The organism is Metabacillus dongyingensis (assembly GCF_019933155.2).
GTDB lineage: Bacteria > Bacillota > Bacilli > Bacillales > Bacillaceae > Bacillus_P > Bacillus_P dongyingensis.
Map to the genome: position 1 here is coordinate 116262 of NZ_CP082944.1, position 17072 is coordinate 133333.

The 17072-nt window shown below is 41.0% G+C and carries 19 protein-coding genes and 2 other annotated features; all 19 genes read left to right on the forward strand.

Annotation, left to right across the window (positions count from 1 at the left end; translation table 11 throughout):
* The first annotated feature begins 64 nt into the window (after positions 1-64).
* The 19 genes from K8L98_RS00615 (at position 65) to rpoB (ending at position 17048) form a co-directional block, all read left to right on the forward strand.
* Entirely contained in the window at positions 65-1165 is a 1101-nt protein-coding gene (locus tag K8L98_RS00615) for a PIN/TRAM domain-containing protein (protein ID WP_223438920.1), read from the forward strand.
* A gap of 12 nt (positions 1166-1177) precedes the next feature.
* Positions 1178-1864: a 2-C-methyl-D-erythritol 4-phosphate cytidylyltransferase gene (gene ispD / locus K8L98_RS00620; RefSeq protein WP_223438921.1), complete on the forward strand. Its 687-nt coding sequence runs from the start codon at positions 1178-1180 to the stop codon at positions 1862-1864.
* Positions 1864-2340 (forward strand): 2-C-methyl-D-erythritol 2,4-cyclodiphosphate synthase, encoded by a 477-nt coding sequence (gene ispF, locus K8L98_RS00625; protein WP_223438922.1) that lies wholly within the window; start codon positions 1864-1866, stop codon positions 2338-2340. Before ispD ends, ispF begins: the two co-directional genes overlap by 1 nt.
* Positions 2341-2416: 76 nt before the next feature.
* Positions 2417-3874, forward strand: coding sequence for a glutamate--tRNA ligase (gene gltX / locus K8L98_RS00630; RefSeq protein WP_223438923.1), 1458 nt, complete (start codon positions 2417-2419; stop codon positions 3872-3874).
* 38 nt (positions 3875-3912) lie between these two features.
* Positions 3913-4155, forward strand: a binding site (T-box leader).
* Between the two features lie 64 nt (positions 4156-4219).
* Positions 4220-4915 carry a serine O-acetyltransferase gene (gene cysE / locus K8L98_RS00635; RefSeq protein WP_223438924.1) on the forward strand — a complete coding sequence of 232 codons (696 nt, stop codon included), beginning with the start codon at positions 4220-4222 and terminating at the stop codon, positions 4913-4915.
* Positions 4866-6263 (forward strand): cysteine--tRNA ligase, encoded by a 1398-nt coding sequence (cysS, locus tag K8L98_RS00640; protein ID WP_223438925.1) that lies wholly within the window; start codon positions 4866-4868, stop codon positions 6261-6263. The genes cysE and cysS overlap by 50 nt, the downstream gene beginning before the upstream one ends.
* A gap of 2 nt (positions 6264-6265) precedes the next feature.
* Positions 6266-6682 (forward strand): Mini-ribonuclease 3, encoded by a 417-nt coding sequence (locus K8L98_RS00645; protein WP_223438926.1) that lies wholly within the window; start codon positions 6266-6268, stop codon positions 6680-6682.
* A gap of 2 nt (positions 6683-6684) precedes the next feature.
* Positions 6685-7428 carry a 23S rRNA (guanosine(2251)-2'-O)-methyltransferase RlmB gene (gene rlmB, locus K8L98_RS00650; RefSeq protein ID WP_223438927.1) on the forward strand — a complete coding sequence of 248 codons (744 nt, stop codon included), beginning with the start codon at positions 6685-6687 and terminating at the stop codon, positions 7426-7428.
* A gap of 4 nt (positions 7429-7432) precedes the next feature.
* Complete coding sequence (locus tag K8L98_RS00655; RefSeq protein WP_223438928.1) at positions 7433-7942, forward strand: NYN domain-containing protein; 510 nt, start codon at positions 7433-7435, stop codon at positions 7940-7942.
* Between the two features lie 67 nt (positions 7943-8009).
* Positions 8010-8666 carry an RNA polymerase sporulation sigma factor SigH gene (sigH, locus tag K8L98_RS00660; RefSeq protein ID WP_223438929.1) on the forward strand — a complete coding sequence of 219 codons (657 nt, stop codon included), beginning with the start codon at positions 8010-8012 and terminating at the stop codon, positions 8664-8666.
* A 95-nt stretch (positions 8667-8761) separates the two neighbouring features.
* Complete coding sequence (gene rpmG / locus K8L98_RS00665) at positions 8762-8911, forward strand: 50S ribosomal protein L33 (RefSeq protein WP_223438930.1); 150 nt, start codon at positions 8762-8764, stop codon at positions 8909-8911.
* A gap of 63 nt (positions 8912-8974) precedes the next feature.
* A complete protein-coding gene (secE, locus tag K8L98_RS00670) occupies positions 8975-9154 on the forward strand; it encodes a preprotein translocase subunit SecE (RefSeq protein WP_223438931.1) in 180 nt (59 codons plus the stop codon).
* A 209-nt stretch (positions 9155-9363) separates the two neighbouring features.
* Positions 9364-9897: a transcription termination/antitermination protein NusG gene (gene nusG, locus K8L98_RS00675; RefSeq protein ID WP_101569391.1), complete on the forward strand. Its 534-nt coding sequence runs from the start codon at positions 9364-9366 to the stop codon at positions 9895-9897.
* A 170-nt stretch (positions 9898-10067) separates the two neighbouring features.
* Entirely contained in the window at positions 10068-10493 is a 426-nt protein-coding gene (rplK, locus tag K8L98_RS00680; RefSeq protein ID WP_029282857.1) for a 50S ribosomal protein L11, read from the forward strand.
* A 101-nt stretch (positions 10494-10594) separates the two neighbouring features.
* Positions 10595-11293 carry a 50S ribosomal protein L1 gene (gene rplA / locus K8L98_RS00685; RefSeq protein WP_223438932.1) on the forward strand — a complete coding sequence of 233 codons (699 nt, stop codon included), beginning with the start codon at positions 10595-10597 and terminating at the stop codon, positions 11291-11293.
* Between the two features lie 49 nt (positions 11294-11342).
* Positions 11343-11488 (forward strand) — a sequence feature (ribosomal protein L10 leader region).
* A gap of 54 nt (positions 11489-11542) precedes the next feature.
* Complete coding sequence (gene rplJ / locus K8L98_RS00690; protein WP_223438933.1) at positions 11543-12043, forward strand: 50S ribosomal protein L10; 501 nt, start codon at positions 11543-11545, stop codon at positions 12041-12043.
* Between the two features lie 57 nt (positions 12044-12100).
* Positions 12101-12466, forward strand: coding sequence for a 50S ribosomal protein L7/L12 (rplL, locus tag K8L98_RS00695; protein ID WP_070875241.1), 366 nt, complete (start codon positions 12101-12103; stop codon positions 12464-12466).
* 135 nt (positions 12467-12601) lie between these two features.
* The gene (locus tag K8L98_RS00700) at positions 12602-13207 is read left to right on the forward strand and encodes a class I SAM-dependent methyltransferase (protein ID WP_223438934.1); all 606 of its coding nucleotides are present in this window, start codon (positions 12602-12604) and stop codon (positions 13205-13207) included.
* 259 nt (positions 13208-13466) lie between these two features.
* The gene (gene rpoB / locus K8L98_RS00705; RefSeq protein ID WP_223438935.1) at positions 13467-17048 is read left to right on the forward strand and encodes a DNA-directed RNA polymerase subunit beta; all 3582 of its coding nucleotides are present in this window, start codon (positions 13467-13469) and stop codon (positions 17046-17048) included.
* Positions 17049-17072: the final 24 nt, after the last annotated feature.

Here is a 17072-nt window from a genome sequence, read left to right on the forward strand (position 1 = left end):
TTTCATATCTTTGGCGTTTTAATTGAATTAAAGTGATTATAATAGATAAAAAGGAGGTGGAGGTATGTTAAAGCGTATTGTGCAGATCTTTTTCCTGTTTCTTGGAGGAACTCTAGGCATTTTCTTTATGCCGGAGCTTATGAGATTGTTAAATCTACAAGACATACCTTTTATTAATTCACCATATGCATTAGCCATTTTAGGAGCAATATTATTCTATATAGCAACGTTCTGGCTTGTCGATTATGTAATTAACTGGGTAAAGCTCTTAGAAGAATCACTGGTAAAGGCACCTGTAACGGATGTTCTATTTGGTAGTTTAGGATTGATTGTCGGACTTATAATTGCCTTTCTTATCGTAAATGTTATTCCGTTTAAAGACATCCAATATCAAGTGTTCAGTACGATTATTCCGATCTTTCTTACACTTTTGCTTGGGTACCTTGGTTTTCAGGTCGGATTCAAGCGGAAAGATGAGTTAATCAATCTTTTCTCTATTTCCGGCAAAATCGGAAAGAAAAAAGGCGCTGGCGAGGAAGAAACAGAAACAGAAGACAAAAAGCTTAAAATTTTGGATACAAGCGTAATTATCGACGGCAGAATCGCAGATATCTGCCAGACGGGATTTTTAGAAGGCACAATTGTGATTCCTCAATTTGTACTTGAAGAACTGCAGCACATTGCCGATTCCTCTGATGCATTAAAACGAAATCGCGGAAGACGCGGACTTGATATCTTGAACCGCATTCAAAAGGAGCTGTCCATTAAAGTAGAGATTTATGAGGGCGACTTTGATGAAATACAAGAGGTTGACAGCAAACTCGTAAAACTGGCCAAGCTTACATCAGGCGTCGTGGTAACAAACGATTTTAACTTAAACAAAGTATGTGAGCTTCAGGGTGTAGCAGTATTAAATATCAATGACTTAGCAAACGCTGTGAAGCCGGTTGTATTGCCTGGGGAAGAAATGAAAGTACAAGTCATTAAAGATGGAAAAGAACATAATCAGGGCGTCGCCTATTTAGATGACGGCACGATGATTGTTGTTGAAGATGGAAGAGATTATATAGGCAAGCACATTGATGTTATTGTTACTAGTGTGCTGCAGACATCTGCCGGAAGAATGATTTTTGCTAAACCCAAGCTGCTGGAAAAAGCATTGTAGGGGAGTAAACGCATGAAGTATGAAGTAGTCATTCCTGCTGCAGGACAAGGAAAGCGAATGAATGCAGGGAAGAACAAGCAATTCATTGAGCTTGATGGAATACCTGTTATTGTTCATACATTGAAAGTTTTTGAATATGATCCACAATGTACAGGCATTCTCTTAGTTGTAAATCCGAACGAAAGAGATATTTTTGCCGCCATGGCTGATCAATACGAAATCAGTAAGATTAAAGGTTTGATCAGCGGGGGCAGTGAGAGGCAGCACAGCGTGTATAATGGTCTCAAGGCAGCATCTTCCGAGATTGTTCTTGTCCATGACGGAGCACGTCCATTCATCAAGAAAAACATGATGACAAAACTAGTTAAAGCAGCAAGTGAAGATGGAGCTGCAACGGTTGCAGTCCCTGTAAAGGACACCATTAAACGTGTTCTAAACAGCGAAGTGATTGAAACAGTTGAACGTTCTAGCTTGTGGGCCGTACAGACCCCACAAGCTTTTCGTCTTTCAGATATCCTCACTGCCCACGAGGAAGCGCTGCAGTCTGGGTTCTTAGGAACCGATGACGCGAGTTTGATTGAAAGAAGCGGAAGGAAAGTTCAAGTGATCGAGGGCGACTATACAAATATAAAACTAACGACACCAGATGATCTGCTGCTTGCAAAAGCCATCTTAGAAAGTGAAAGAGGGGAAACGTAATGTTGAGAATTGGACAGGGATTTGATGTGCACCAGCTCGTAGAAGGCCGCCCGCTCATCCTCGGAGGAATCGAGATTCCGTATGAAAAAGGACTGCTGGGCCATTCGGATGCGGATGTTTTGCTTCACACAGTAGCTGATGCATGCCTTGGTGCTATTGCTGCCGGTGATATCGGCAAGCATTTTCCGGATACCGATCCTGAATTTAAAGATGCAGATTCCGCAAAATTGCTGCAGCATGTTTGGCAGCTCGTAAAAGAAAAAGGATATACGCTTGGAAATATTGATTGTACTATCATTGCTCAGAAGCCTAAGATGGCTCCATATATTGATCAAATGAGAGAAAGAATTGCTGAGTTGCTTGAGGCTGATGTCAATCAAGTGAATGTAAAAGCAACAACGACTGAACAGCTTGGTTTTACGGGCAGAGGAGAAGGAATAGCTTCACAGGCAACGGTTCTCATTCAGAAAAAATAATCACGGATCATCTTTTGAACAGAGTGACTTTAGTGATAAAATGAAACGGACGTTAAAGATTATCGGAGGTACAACCATGACAAATGAAGTAAGAGTGCGATACGCTCCAAGTCCGACTGGACATTTACATATCGGGAATGCCCGAACAGCCCTTTTTAATTATTTATATGCGAGAAATACAGGCGGCAAGTTTATTATCCGAATTGAAGACACGGATAAGAAGAGAAATATTGAAGGCGGTGAAGAAAGCCAGCTTAAATATTTGAAATGGCTCGGCATTGACTGGGATGAAAGCATCGATACAGACGGTGAATACGGTCCATACAGACAGTCAGAGCGCAATGATCTTTATAAAAAATATTACGATGAACTTCTTTCTGCCGAAAAGGCGTATAAATGCTATTGTACAGAAGAAGAGCTTGAGCAGGAGCGGGAAGAGCAAAGTGCCCGCGGCGAAACTCCTCAATATTCTGGAAAATGCGCACATTTAACACCAGAAGAGCAGCAAAAGCTTGAGGATGAAGGAAGAAAACCAAGCATTCGTTTCCGAGTTCCAAAGGGAGAGGTCATTACATTTAACGATATCGTGAAAGATGAAATCTCATTCGAAACTGATGGAATCGGCGACTATGTCATTGTAAAAAAAGACGGAACGCCAACTTATAACTTCGCTGTAGCAGTAGATGATTATTTAATGAAAATGACGCATGTTCTTCGCGGGGAAGACCACATTTCAAATACCCCGAAGCAAATTATGATTTTCAATGCATTAGGCTGGGAAGCACCTATATTCGGCCACATGACACTGATCGTCAATGAAAACCGCAAAAAATTAAGCAAACGCGATGAATCAATTATTCAATTTATTGAACAATATAAAGAACTGGGCTATTTACCGCAGGCGCTCTTTAACTTTATCGGCATGCTAGGATGGTCTCCGGGCGGCGAGGAAGAAATCTTCAGCAAAGAGCAGTTCATCGAAATATTCGATCCGAGTCGACTATCGAAATCACCGGCTGTTTTTGATACACAGAAGTTAATGTGGCTGAACAATCAATATGTCAAACAGCTAGAATTAGATCAGCTGGTTGAGCTGTCTCTTCCTCATTTGATCAAAGCTGGAAAAGTATCAGAAGCTGCTTCAGCAGAAGAACTGGGCTGGGCGCAGAAATTAATCGGCCTTCATCAGGACAAAATGAGTTACGGTGCAGAAATTGTTGAGCTGACTGAGCTTTTCTTTAAAGAAGAAATTACTTATAATCGCGAAGCGCGAAATGTTCTAGAAGAGGAACAGGTTCCAGAGGTGCTTACAGCATTTGCAGAGGAAATTGAGAAACTTGAGTCCTTTACGGCTGATCAAATTAAAGCTGCTACGAAAGCTGTTCAGAAGTCTACCGGACATAAAGGAAAGAATCTGTTTATGCCAATCCGTGTTGCAACAACTGGACAAACTCATGGTCCCGATTTGCCTCAGGCAATCGAGCTGCTCGGAAAAGAAACAATTTTAACCCGATTAAAAAGTGCGAACAGTTAACTTTTTTCTGAAAATGTAATATAGTATGATTAATACATTTAAACGCGTTGATAAGGAGAAGTAGAGAGTCCATTTCCATGATAGAGAGAACCTCCCCGGCTGAAAGAGGTTTATGCGAAATCATTCTCGAAATGCACCTTTGAGTCTTTTATTGAACCATCAGCCAGTCTGACGCATTAAATAAAAGCGGAGTGCTCACCGTTACAGGAGCCTAAAGTTGAAGCAGGCAATTTTTTGCTTGTTTAAACAGAGTGGAACCGCGCATTTAAAGCGTCTCTGTCTATTAGGCAGAGGCGCTTTTTTAGTTTCAATTAAAAATCATGGGGAATGTTTGGGGGGAATAGAATGTTCAAAATGCTGAAAGAAGATATCGAGGTTGTTTTCGAACAGGATCCGGCTGCAAGGTCTTATTTAGAAGTCATTCTTACTTATTCCGGGCTTCATGCAATTTGGGCGCACCGGCTGGCACATGCTTTTTTTAGACGGAATCTGTTCTTCATTGCAAGAGTCATTTCTCAAGTGAGCCGCTTTTTTACAGGAATCGAAATCCATCCAGGCGCGAAAATCGGGAGGCGCTTTTTTATAGACCACGGTATGGGTGTTGTGATTGGTGAAACGTGTGAAATCGGTAATAACGTAACAGTCTTCCAAGGGGTAACTTTAGGCGGAACCGGGAAAGAAAAAGGAAAGAGGCATCCGACCATTCTGGATAACGCTTTGATTGCTACAGGTGCGAAAGTACTGGGATCCATTACAGTCGGTGCTTATTCTAAGATTGGTGCGGGTTCGGTTGTGCTCCGTGATGTGCCTGATCATTCCACTGTTGTAGGAATACCAGGCAAGGTCGTGATACAAAATGGGAAGAGAATCAAAAATGATCTTGATCACTGCAATCTTCCTGATCCAGTCGCAGACAGGTTCAAAGAACTGGAAGCAGAAATGCTGCATTTGAGACAAGAACTTGCACATTTGAAAGAAGGGAAGAGTCAAGATGACCATCAAGTTATACAATACGCTAACCAGACAAAAGGAAACATTTAAGCCGCTTGAAGAGGGAAAGGTCAAAATGTATGTGTGCGGACCGACCGTTTATAACTATATCCATATAGGAAATGCCCGTCCTGCCATAGTCTATGATACTGTCCGGAAATATTTGGAGTATAGAGGATACGATGTCACTTATGTATCAAACTTTACAGATGTAGATGATAAGCTGATAAAGGCTGCAAATGAGCTTGGAGAAGATGTTCAGACAATTGCGGACCGTTTTATTGAAGCCTATTTTGAAGATGTCACGGCTCTTGGCTGCGACCGTGCAACAGCTCATCCGCGTGTGACTGAAAGCATGGATATTATTATCGACTTTATTTCAGCTTTAATTGAAAAAGGGTTTGCTTATGAAGCAGATGGGGATGTGTATTATAGAACAAGAGTTTTTAAAGATTACGGAAAGCTCTCTCATCAGTCCATTGATGAACTACGAGTTGGTGCCAGAATCGATGCAGGAGAGAAGAAGCAGGATTCACTTGATTTCGCGCTTTGGAAAGCGGCAAAAGAGGGCGAGATTTCTTGGGAAAGTCCATGGGGAGAAGGAAGACCCGGCTGGCATATTGAGTGCTCCGCTATGGTCCATGATCATTTCGGAGATACAATTGATATCCATGCAGGGGGACAGGACTTAACATTCCCTCACCATGAGAATGAAATTGCACAATCTGAAGCCCTGACAGAAAAACCGTTTGCTAACTACTGGCTGCATAATGGGTATATTAATATTAACAACGAAAAAATGTCGAAGTCTCTAGGCAACTTTGTATTGGTTCATGACATCCTGAAAGAACATGATGCCCAGGTTCTTAGATTGTTCATGCTGTCCGTTCACTACCGTCATCCGATTAATTATTCCGTTGATTTGCTTGAGAGCACTAAAAATGCATTAGACCGCCTTCGTACATCTTACGAAAATCTGCTGCACCGTGCACAAAGCAGCACTGACTTAACCGATGATAATGAAAAGTGGCTGAACATTATCTCTGAACAGCGCGCGGTTTTTGTAGAAGCTATGGATGATGATTTCAACACAGCCAACGCCATTTCAGTTATGTTTGAATTGTCAAAGCAAGCCAACTACTATTTGCAGGAAAAGAATACTTCAAAAGAAGTAATTGCTGCTTTCACTGATGCATTTGATGAGCTTGGAGCTGTACTTGGCCTTCAGTTTGGAAATAAAGAACTTTTGGATGCGGAAATTGAAGAATTGATTGAAAAGCGCATTCAAGCCAGAAAAGACCGTAACTTCCAGCTGTCAGATGAAATCCGGGATCAGCTGAAGGGTATGAACATCATTTTAGAAGATACGCCTCAAGGCACGAGATGGAAAAGAGGGTAAGCATGCTTCACTTAGAAGATATTCCGAACCCAAAACAAGTGAACAGCCTGGCTCTTGCCTATATAGGTGATGCTATTTATGAAGTCTACGTAAGGCATCACCTGCTTTCTAAAGGCAACGTCCGTCCAAATCAGCTGCATAAATTAGCAACAAAATATGTTTCAGCCAAGGCGCAGGCAACAATTCTTCATGAATTGTCAAAAGCAGATTATTTTTCTGAAGAAGAAATGGCGATCATACGCCGCGGCCGAAATGCAAAATCAGGCACGGTTCCAAAGAACACAGATGTTCAAACCTACCGCTACAGTACAGCATTTGAAGCATTAATCGGCTACCTGCATCTTGAAAAAAATGCAGACCGTCTAGCAGAAATCATTCAGTCGTCATTTGAATTGATTCAGAACGAAGGGAGGAAATAGGAATGTCAGAAGAATATATTATTGGCCGCAACACCGTCATTGAAGCATTAAAATCGACAAGAAATGTGTATAAAATCTGGATGGCGGAAAACTCCGTCAAGGGACAAGCCCAGCAAATAATGGTGCTTGCAAAAGAAAAGGGAATTTCCATTCAGTCTGTTCCTAAAAAGAAAATTGATCAAATGGTTGAAGGAAATCATCAAGGTGTCGTTGCTCAGGTAGCAGCGTATGAATACTCAGAGGTAGATGATATCCTAAAGGCGGCTGAAGATAAAAATGAAGCTCCATTTATTCTTCTTTTAGATGAAATTGAAGACCCTCATAACCTTGGTTCTATTATGAGAACAGCAGATGCAACAGGTGCGCACGGCATCATCATTCCTAAAAGAAGAGCAGTTGGTCTGACGGCTACAGTTGCGAAGTCTTCTACTGGCGCAATTGAATATATCCCTGTAGCAAGAGTGACAAATATGGCAAGAACCATTGAGGAATTAAAGGAACGGGGCGTCTGGATTGTTGGCACAGATGCTAAAGGGTCAGATGATTACCGTTCTATGGACGGAAAAATGCCTCTTGGATTAGTTATAGGCAGTGAAGGTAAAGGAATGGGAAGACTGGTTAAAGAAAAATGCGATTTTCTGGTCAACTTGCCGATGGCTGGCCGGGTCACTTCGCTCAATGCCTCAGTGGCAGCAAGTCTGCTGATGTATGAGGTCTTTAGAAAGCGTCACCCTTTAGGAGAATAAGGTAATGGATATCCTTCTTGTTGACGGATATAACATCATCGGTGCTTGGGCGAATCTTCAATCATTAAAAAAAGAGAATCTCTCAGAAGCAAGAGAGCTGCTTATTCAGAAAATGGCAGAGTATCAAGCTTACACCGGTTACCGGGTAATCGTCATATTCGATGCTCATCAAGTGAAGGGTATTGAAAAGAAACAAAAAAACCACCGTGTCGAAGTAATTTATACCCGGGAAAATGAAACGGCAGATGAACGCATTGAAAAACTTGCGATTTCACTGAACAATATTAAGACACAGATTCACGTGGCAACTTCCGATTTCACAGAGCAATGGGCCATTTTTGGCCAGGGAGCTCTCAGAAAATCGGCAAGAGAACTTTTAAATGAAGTGGAAGCCATTGAAAAAAGAATTCAAAAAAGAGTAGAGAAAATCAAAGTGAACAGTCCTCAATCAAAGATTCCTATAACAGATGATGTCCTGAAAATGTTTGAAAAATGGCGCAGGGGCGATTTATAGCCTGTTGACGCTTTCAAAAATCATACTGTATAATATTTCTATCTATTGTGCGGTCGGGGGGATCGGCATGAACACACATTTCAGCACGGGTAGACTCAGCAAGGAAGACTTTCATGCTCTTTTGGATGAACAGGTTGTGGAGCTTGTTCATAATGGAGACAGCGATGCTCTTGATTATTTAATAACCAAATACCGTAATTTTGTTAGAGCGAAGGCAAGGTCCTATTTCCTGATAGGCGCTGACAGAGAAGATATTATTCAAGAAGGTATGATCGGTTTGTATAAAGCTATACGTGATTTCAGAGAGGACAAGCTTACTTCTTTCAAAGCTTTTGCAGAACTGTGCATCACGCGCCAAATCATTACCGCTATTAAAACCGCAACCCGTCAAAAACATATTCCTCTTAACTCTTATGTTTCACTGGACAAGCCGATTTACGATGAAGAATCAGACCGGACACTGATGGATGTCATTTCAGGGGCGAAAGTCATGGACCCGGAAGAACTGATTATAAATCAGGAAGAATTTGACGATATTGAATTGAAAATGGGAGAGCTTCTGAGCGACCTGGAACGGAAAGTGCTTGTTCTCTATCTGGACGGCAGATCCTATCAGGAAATTTCTGAAGAGCTCAACCGCCACGTCAAATCAATAGATAACGCCCTTCAGCGGGTGAAGAGAAAGCTTGAAAGATATCTAGAGCTTCGTGAAATCAACATGTAAAAATTATGTAAAACATGTTAGGTGTGATTGACGAAGAACCTTGCGTGTGTTACATTTTTAAAGAAAAAATGAAGGACTAGCGGAAGGTGCCATAAATGCGTAAGAAAGTTACATTGGCTTGCACAGACTGTGGAAGCAGAAACTACACAACCATGAAAAACACGTCAAGCTCCGAAGAGCGTTTAGAATTCAAGAAATTTTGCAAAGCTTGTAACGCACATACGGACCACCGTGAAACAAAGTAGTAATCATCTCATGATTCTTTATTTCTATGACAGGCTTTCTGAATTCTCTTGGAGGTAATGTAAATGCAGCGTATTGTTAATTTTTTCAAAGATGTATCCCGTGAAATGAAAAAGGTCAGCTGGCCAAAAGGCAAAGAATTGACACGCTATACGATTATAGTTATTGCAACTGTCGCTTTTGCTGTAGTCTTTTTCGCCATTATTGATTTGGGAATTTCATCGTTAATTCGTCTAGTGTCTTAAAAAATAAACTGGGATCTTCAATTTCATTTTATTTTTTGAATAATAGATATAAAATCGTGCTATAATAGAGAATATTATATTTCCCCAAAAACCCGTTCGACGGGTTTTTTCATTGTCTTCAAAAGAGTCAGCCAAAGAAATAAGAACAGCAGATTCAAAATATAAGATTTAAAAAGCAGGGAGGGAATGGACAAATCGTCCTATAAAAGATGGAGAAAAATTGGTATGTAGTCCACACTTATTCCGGTTATGAGAATAAGGTAAAGGCGAATCTTGAAAAGCGTGTAGAATCAATGGGCATGCAAGATAAAATCTTCCGTGTAATCGTTCCGGAAGAGGAAGAAACAGATTATAAAAACGGCAAAAAGAAAGTAACAAAGAAAAAGGTATTCCCAGGTTATGTCCTAGTAGAAATCGTCATGACAGATGATTCATGGTACGTAGTCCGGAATACACCTGGTGTAACAGGATTTGTAGGTTCAGCTGGATCAGGTTCAAAGCCAACAGCGCTCCTTCCGGAAGAAGTTGTAACGATCCTTAAGCATATGGGAATGGAAGAAAAGAGAGTTGAACTTGATTTCGATTTGAAAGAGACTGTAAAAGTAATAGACGGACCTTTTGCTAACTTTACCGGATCAATTGAAGAGATTGATAAAGATAAGAGCAAAGTGAAGGTGCTTGTGAATATGTTCGGCCGCGAAACACCGGTTGAGCTGGAATTTTCACAAGTTGATAAATTATAAGAAAAAACTTGAATTCACAAAAGAAAAGTGATAATATTTCATAAGTCAGTATGTCTCGCTTTGCGGGACATAAAACTTGATTAATTTCTATCATTCATATAAAGAATGAACGACATGAGTGGGAGGGTATTACCCTATTACCACATCACGGACTTAAGGAGGTGTGTCTCGTGGCTAAAAAAGTAATTAAAATGGTTAAATTGCAAATTCCTGCTGGAAAAGCAAATCCAGCGCCGCCGGTTGGTCCTGCATTAGGTCAAGCTGGTGTTAACATCATGGGATTCTGTAAGGAGTTTAACGCTCGTACAGCTGATCAGGCTGGACTTATCATTCCTGTTGAAATTACGGTATTTGAAGACCGTTCATTTACATTTATTACAAAAACTCCGCCTGCTGCAGTATTGCTTAAGAAAGCAGCTGGTATCGAGTCAGGTTCAGGTGAACCTAACCGTAATAAAGTAGCAACAGTTAAGCGTGATAAAGTACGTGAAATCGCTGAAACAAAAATGCCTGACTTAAATGCAGCTAATGTTGAATCAGCTATGCGTATGGTTGAAGGTACTGCGCGCAGCATGGGTATCGTCATCGAAGACTAATTGTTGTTTTGTTTTAGGGGTTGCGAGTTTGCTTTTAACAAGTTCGCAACCTTTATTCGTGGGAGGTTATTCCGCTAAAACCACTAAGGAGGAAATTTAAAATGGCTAAAAGAGGTAAAAAGTACGTAGAAGCTGCTAAATTAGTAGACCGTACTCAAGCTTACGGAGTTCAAGAAGCAATTGAACTTGTAAAGAAAACAAACACAGCTAAATTTGATGCAACAGTTGAAGTTGCATTCCGTTTAGGCGTTGATCCACGTAAAAACGATCAGCAAATCCGCGGAGCAGTTGTTCTTCCAAACGGAACAGGTAAAACTCAACGCGTTTTAGTATTTGCTAAAGGTGAAAAAGCGAAAGAAGCAGAAGCTGCTGGAGCTGATTTCGTAGGCGATGCTGACTATATCGCTAAAATCCAACAAGGATGGTTTGACTTCGATGTAATCGTAGCTACTCCTGACATGATGGGTGAAGTTGGTAAGCTCGGCCGCGTACTTGGACCAAAAGGCTTAATGCCAAACCCTAAAACTGGCACTGTTTCATTTGACGTTGAAAAAGCAGTTAAAGAAATCAAAGCTGGTAAAGTTGAATACCGTGTTGACAAAGCTGGTAACATCCACGTGCCAATCGGTAAAGTATCTTTCGAAGACAGCAAGCTAGTTGAAAACTTCACTACAATCTTCGAAACGTTATTAAAAGCAAAACCTGCTGCTGCAAAAGGCACATACATGAAGAACGTAGCTGTTGCTTCTACTATGGGACCTGGCGTTAAAGTTGATTCATCAAGTTTCGGCGTTAAATAATAGTTGACATAAGGGTCAACTTTATATATAATCAAAAATGTTGTTTAACAAATTAACTTCATTTATACCGTAGACAGTAGGTGCTTGCATAAGCTTAATTTCCTGCCGAGGTGTATATATGTGAACTAGAATTATTAGATCGCTTGTATATATACTGCCTCCATGTCTAACGTGGAGGCATTTCTTGTTTTAAGAGAAAACACCGATCGGTATAAGTGTGGGACTTTGATTCTTACAGGAGGTGTATCAATGAGCAGCGCTATCGAAACAAAAAAATCCATCGTAGATGACATTACTGCTAAATTTCGCGACAGCAAAACAACAATCGTTGTTGACTACCGCGGTTTAACAGTAGCAGAAGTTACTGAACTTCGTAAAACTCTTCGTGAAGCTGGCATCGAGTTCAAAGTTTACAAAAACACAATGACTCGCCGTGCAGTTGAAAATGTTGAACTTACTGGTCTTAATGACGCCCTAACAGGTCCTAATGCAATTGCATTCAGTAATGAAGACGTAGTTGCTCCAGCTAAGATTCTTAACGATTTTGCTAAAAAGCATGACGCGTTAGAAATCAAAGCAGGTGTAATCGAAGGAAACATCGCAACTGTAGAACAAATTAAAGCTCTTGCTGATCTTCCGTCACGTGAAGGCTTACTTTCTATGTTGCTTAGCGTTCTTCAAGCTCCAATCCGCAATCTTGCACTTGCTACTAAAGCAGTTGCAGAACAAAAAGAAGAGCAAGGCGCTTAATCTGTTTGACCTGTACCAAAACAAAAAACTAATAGGTTTATAAGGAGGAAATATACAATGACTAAAGAACAAATCATTGAAGCAGTTAAAGAAATGACTGTTTTAGAATTAAACGACTTAGTTAAAGCAATCGAAGAAGAATTTGGCGTAACTGCAGCTGCTCCTGTAGCAATGGCTGGTGGCGCTGCTGGTGGCGAAGCTGCTGCTGAGCAAACTGAATTTGATGTAGTACTTGCTAGCGCTGGTGCTCAAAAAATCAAAGTTATCAAAGTAGTACGTGAAATCACTGGTCTTGGCTTGAAAGAAGCTAAAGAATTAGTTGACAACACTCCTAAAGCTGTTAAAGAAGGAATCGCTAAAGAAGAAGCTGAAGAAATCAAAGGCAAACTTGAAGAAGTTGGCGCTTCTGTAGAAGTTAAGTAATTCCAAAAAGACAAAGCTCGCTTAATTCATATAGCGAGCTTTTTTTTCACGTTTGACATGAAATTGATTTTTTGCAGATACTAGGTATGAAAAATACCATGATTTGCTATACTCCTTTAACATGGAGGGAAAAAGATGACAAATCATTATTATTCACAACAGCCAGAGGCTGAGAGTAACCGTAAATCATGGACGTTTACTTTAAGAGGGAATTCCTTTCATTTTCAAAGTGATCGCGGCGTTTTTTCAAAAAATGAAGTCGACTTCGGTTCAAGACTGCTGATTGAAACATTTACAAAACCTGAACAAAAAGGCGACATGTTAGACGTTGGCTGCGGATACGGACCAATTGGAATTTCGCTTGCTAAAGAATTCAAGGATCTCACAGTTGATATGATCGATGTTAATGAGAGAGCGGTAGAACTTGCGAAAGTAAATGCAGAAGCAAACGGTGTGAAAAATGTCCGTATTATCGCAAGCAATCTTTTTGAAAATGTTGATCCTTCGAAAAAGTATGCGGCTGTCTTAACCAATCCACCTATCCGTGCAGGAAAAAAGGTTGTTCACGAGATTTTTGAAAAAAGCTTTGAATCTCTTTTGCCGGGCGGAGAATTATGGATTGTCATTCAGAAAAAGCAAGGAGCCCCTTCGGCTATTGCTAAATTGGGTGAGATGTTTAAAGAGGTTGTTACAGTCAAAAAGGATAAAGGCTACTTTATTATCAGAGCAGAAAAAGATTGACTCGTATTTTTCGCTATGTTAATATTATAAAATGCCAATATATATATTCCATAAGTCTCTATTTTTTGAGATAAATGTATAAATATAGGACAGATGGAAAAACTTATAAAATCAATAGTACGTTTTACAAAAGTGGTTTTCTAATTTATAGAGACCTTTTTATTTTTGTTTTCTCCTTGTATGTGTATTGGTGGTTAATAGATTGATTTACGAGTACATATTACAAGTTATATTACGCTTGATTTGAGGGGTGAAGCAGTTGACAGGTCAACTAGTTCAGTATGGACGACACCGCCAACGCAGAAGTTATGCACGTATTAGTGAAGTGTTAGAATTACCAAATCTTATTGAGATTCAAACCTCTTCCTATCAGTGGTTTCTTGATGAGGGTCTTAGAGAAATGTTCCAGGACATATCTCCTATCGAAGACTTCACTGGTAACCTCTCGCTAGAATTTATTGATTATAGTTTAGGTGATCCTAAATATTCAGTAGAGGAATCTAAAGAGCGCGATGTTACCTATTCTGCACCGCTTCGTGTGAAGGTGCGTTTAATTAACAAGGAAACTGGTGAAGTAAAAGATCAGGATGTTTTCATGGGTGATTTCCCATTGATGACTGAAACAGGTACATTTGTGATTAACGGTGCTGAGCGTGTTATCGTATCACAGCTCGTACGTTCACCAAGTGTTTATTACAGCGGAAAAGTCGATAAAAATGGTAAAAAAGGCTTTACTGCAACTGTCATTCCAAACCGTGGCGCTTGGTTAGAGTACGAAACAGATGCTAAAGATGTTGCATATGTGCGTATTGATCGCACTCGGAAATTGCCGGTAACGGTTCTTTTGCGCGCACTAGGGTTTGGCTCTGATCAAGAAATCACCGATCTTTTCGGTGAAAATGAATACCTTCGCAACACACTTGATAAGGACAATACAGAAAGCACAGAAAAAGCTCTTCTTGAAATCTATGAGCGTCTGCGCCCTGGTGAGCCTCCAACAGTGGATAATGCGAAGAGCTTGCTTGATTCAAGATTCTTTGATCCAAAACGCTATGATCTTGCAAGTGTAGGACGCTACAAGATCAATAAAAAGCTTCATATTAAAAATCGCCTTTTCAACCAGCGTCTTGCGGAAACACTGGTAGACCCTGAAACTGGTGAAATTATTGCAGAAAAAGATACTTTAATTGATAGACGCACACTTGACCGAATCATTCCTAATTTAGAGAGTGGAGTAGGCTTCAGAAAAATAACGCCATCAGGCGGAGTTGTTGAAGAAGATGTGACGCTTCAATCAATTAAAATTTATGCTCCTATCGATTCAGAAGGTGAAAAAGTCATTAACGTAATCAGCAACGCTTATGTTGAAGAGAACGTTAAAAATATTACGCCTGCTGACATCCTGTCTTCAATTAGTTATTTCTTTAACTTGCTTCATGGAGTAGGAGACACAGATGATATCGACCATTTAGGAAACCGTCGTCTGCGTTCTGTAGGGGAGCTTCTTCAAAATCAATTCAGAATCGGTCTTTCACGTATGGAGCGTGTTGTACGCGAGAGAATGTCCATTCAAGATACAAATACAATTACACCTCAGCAGCTGATTAACATTCGTCCTGTTATTGCGTCAATTAAAGAGTTCTTCGGAAGCTCTCAGTTATCGCAGTTCATGGATCAGACGAATCCGCTTGCTGAATTAACTCATAAACGCCGTCTGTCTGCACTTGGACCTGGTGGTTTAACACGTGAACGTGCTGGATTTGAAGTGCGTGACGTTCATTACTCTCACTATGGCCGCATGTGTCCGATCGAAACTCCTGAGGGACCAAACATCGGTTTGATCAACTCTCTGTCTTCATATGCTAAAGTCAATCGCTTTGGTTTCATTGAAACGCCGTATCGCCGCGTGGATCCTGAAACAGGGAAAGTAACTTCCCGCATCGATTACTTAACAGCAGATGAAGAGGATAATTATGTAGTTGCCCAAGCAAACGCTCGTTTAGCAGATGATGGTTCATTCATTGATGAGGACATCGTTTCCCGTTTCCGCGGTGAGAACACAGTTATGTCCCGTGACAGAATGGATTACATGGATGTATCTCCTAAACAGGTAGTTTCTGCAGCAACAGCATGTATCCCGTTCCTGGAAAATGATGACTCCAACCGTGCCCTTATGGGAGCGAACATGCAGCGACAAGCAGTACCTCTTATGAACCCTGAGTCTCCGATTGTCGGAACAGGCATGGAGTATGTATCAGGCAAAGACTCTGGTGCTGCAGTAATCTGTAAGTTCCCTGGAGTAGTTGAAAAAGTAGAAGCTAAAAACATCTGGGTACGACGCTACGAAGATGTGGATGGCGTGAAAACAAAAGGCAACTTAGATAAGTACAGCCTTCTTAAATTCATTCGTTCTAACCAAGGTACCTGCTACAACCAGCGTCCGATTGTAAGTGTCGGCGATGAAGTTGTTAAAGGTGAAATCCTTGCAGATGGACCTTCTATGGAAAAAGGCGAATTGGCACTTGGACGCAACGTTATGGTTGCATTCATGACATGGGATGGCTACAACTATGAGGATGCCATCATCATGAGTCAGCGTCTTGTAAAAGATGATGTTTATACTTCTATTCATATCGAAGAATATGAATCAGAATCACGTGATACAAAGCTTGGACCTGAAGAAATCACACGCGATATCCCGAATGTTGGAGAAGATGCGCTTCGCAACTTAGACGACCGCGGTATTATCCGTGTCGGTGCAGAAGTAAAAGACGGAGATCTGCTTGTTGGTAAGGTTACGCCAAAAGGGGTAACTGAACTGACTGCGGAAGAACGCCTGCTTCATGCGATCTTTGGTGAAAAAGCAAGGGAAGTCCGTGATACTTCACTTCGTGTTCCTCACGGAGGCGGCGGTATCGTTCTGGATGTTAAAGTGTTCAACCGTGAAGACGGAGATGAACTTCCACCTGGAGTTAACCAGTTAGTCCGTGCATACATCGTTCAGAAGCGTAAAATTTCTGAAGGGGATAAAATGGCCGGACGTCACGGAAACAAAGGTGTTATCTCAAGAATTCTTCCTGAAGAAGATATGCCGTATCTTCCAGACGGCACACCGGTGGATATCATGTTAAATCCGCTGGGCGTTCCATCTCGTATGAACATCGGTCAGGTGCTTGAACTGCATCTTGGAATGGCAGCGCGCAAGCTTGGCTTACACGTTGCATCTCCAGTATTTGATGGTGCCCGCGAGGAAGATGTTTGGTCAACTCTTGAAGAAGCTGGCATGGCACGCGATGCTAAAACAGTTCTTTATGATGGCCGTTCAGGTGAACCGTTTGATAACCGTGTATCAGTAGGTATCATGTACATGATTAAACTTGCCCACATGGTTGATGATAAATTGCATGCACGTTCAACAGGTCCTTACTCACTTGTTACACAGCAGCCTCTTGGCGGTAAAGCCCAATTTGGCGGACAGCGTTTCGGAGAAATGGAAGTATGGGCACTTGAAGCTTATGGCGCAGCTTATACTCTTCAAGAGATTCTCACAGTTAAGTCGGATGATGTTGTTGGCCGTGTGAAAACGTACGAAGCAATCGTCAAAGGCGAAAATGTTCCGGAGCCTGGGGTTCCAGAATCATTCAAAGTATTAATTAAAGAGCTTCAAAGCTTAGGTATGGATGTCAAGATTCTCTCAAGCGACGAAAAAGAAATCGAAATGAGAGACTTAGAAGATGATGAAGAAGGACAGCAATCAGAAGGTTTATCCTTGAATGATCAGCCGGATGATCTTTCATCAGCAGCCATGGAAAAAGAAAAAGACGCAGTTACTAAAGAATAGTAAGCAATAAGGGTAAAACCTGAA

Excerpts from the sequence above, each read along its gene's own strand:
- K8L98_RS00615 (WP_223438920.1), top strand. The coding sequence starts at position 65 with ATGTTAAAGCGTATTGTGCAGATCTTTTTCCTGTTTCTTGGAGGAACT.
- ispD (WP_223438921.1), top strand. The coding sequence starts at position 1,178 with ATGAAGTATGAAGTAGTCATTCCTGCTGCAGGACAAGGAAAGCGAATG.
- ispF (WP_223438922.1), top strand. The coding sequence starts at position 1,864 with ATGTTGAGAATTGGACAGGGATTTGATGTGCACCAGCTCGTAGAAGGC.
- gltX (WP_223438923.1), top strand. The coding sequence starts at position 2,417 with ATGACAAATGAAGTAAGAGTGCGATACGCTCCAAGTCCGACTGGACAT.
- cysE (WP_223438924.1), top strand. The coding sequence starts at position 4,220 with ATGTTCAAAATGCTGAAAGAAGATATCGAGGTTGTTTTCGAACAGGAT.
- cysS (WP_223438925.1), top strand. The coding sequence starts at position 4,866 with ATGACCATCAAGTTATACAATACGCTAACCAGACAAAAGGAAACATTT.
- K8L98_RS00645 (WP_223438926.1), top strand. The coding sequence starts at position 6,266 with ATGCTTCACTTAGAAGATATTCCGAACCCAAAACAAGTGAACAGCCTG.
- rlmB (WP_223438927.1), top strand. The coding sequence starts at position 6,685 with ATGTCAGAAGAATATATTATTGGCCGCAACACCGTCATTGAAGCATTA.
- K8L98_RS00655 (WP_223438928.1), top strand. The coding sequence starts at position 7,433 with ATGGATATCCTTCTTGTTGACGGATATAACATCATCGGTGCTTGGGCG.
- sigH (WP_223438929.1), top strand. The coding sequence starts at position 8,010 with ATGAACACACATTTCAGCACGGGTAGACTCAGCAAGGAAGACTTTCAT.
- rpmG (WP_223438930.1), top strand. The coding sequence starts at position 8,762 with ATGCGTAAGAAAGTTACATTGGCTTGCACAGACTGTGGAAGCAGAAAC.
- secE (WP_223438931.1), top strand. The coding sequence starts at position 8,975 with ATGCAGCGTATTGTTAATTTTTTCAAAGATGTATCCCGTGAAATGAAA.
- nusG (WP_101569391.1), top strand. The coding sequence starts at position 9,364 with ATGGAGAAAAATTGGTATGTAGTCCACACTTATTCCGGTTATGAGAAT.
- rplA (WP_223438932.1), top strand. The coding sequence starts at position 10,595 with ATGGCTAAAAGAGGTAAAAAGTACGTAGAAGCTGCTAAATTAGTAGAC.
- rplJ (WP_223438933.1), top strand. The coding sequence starts at position 11,543 with ATGAGCAGCGCTATCGAAACAAAAAAATCCATCGTAGATGACATTACT.
- rplL (WP_070875241.1), top strand. The coding sequence starts at position 12,101 with ATGACTAAAGAACAAATCATTGAAGCAGTTAAAGAAATGACTGTTTTA.
- K8L98_RS00700 (WP_223438934.1), top strand. The coding sequence starts at position 12,602 with ATGACAAATCATTATTATTCACAACAGCCAGAGGCTGAGAGTAACCGT.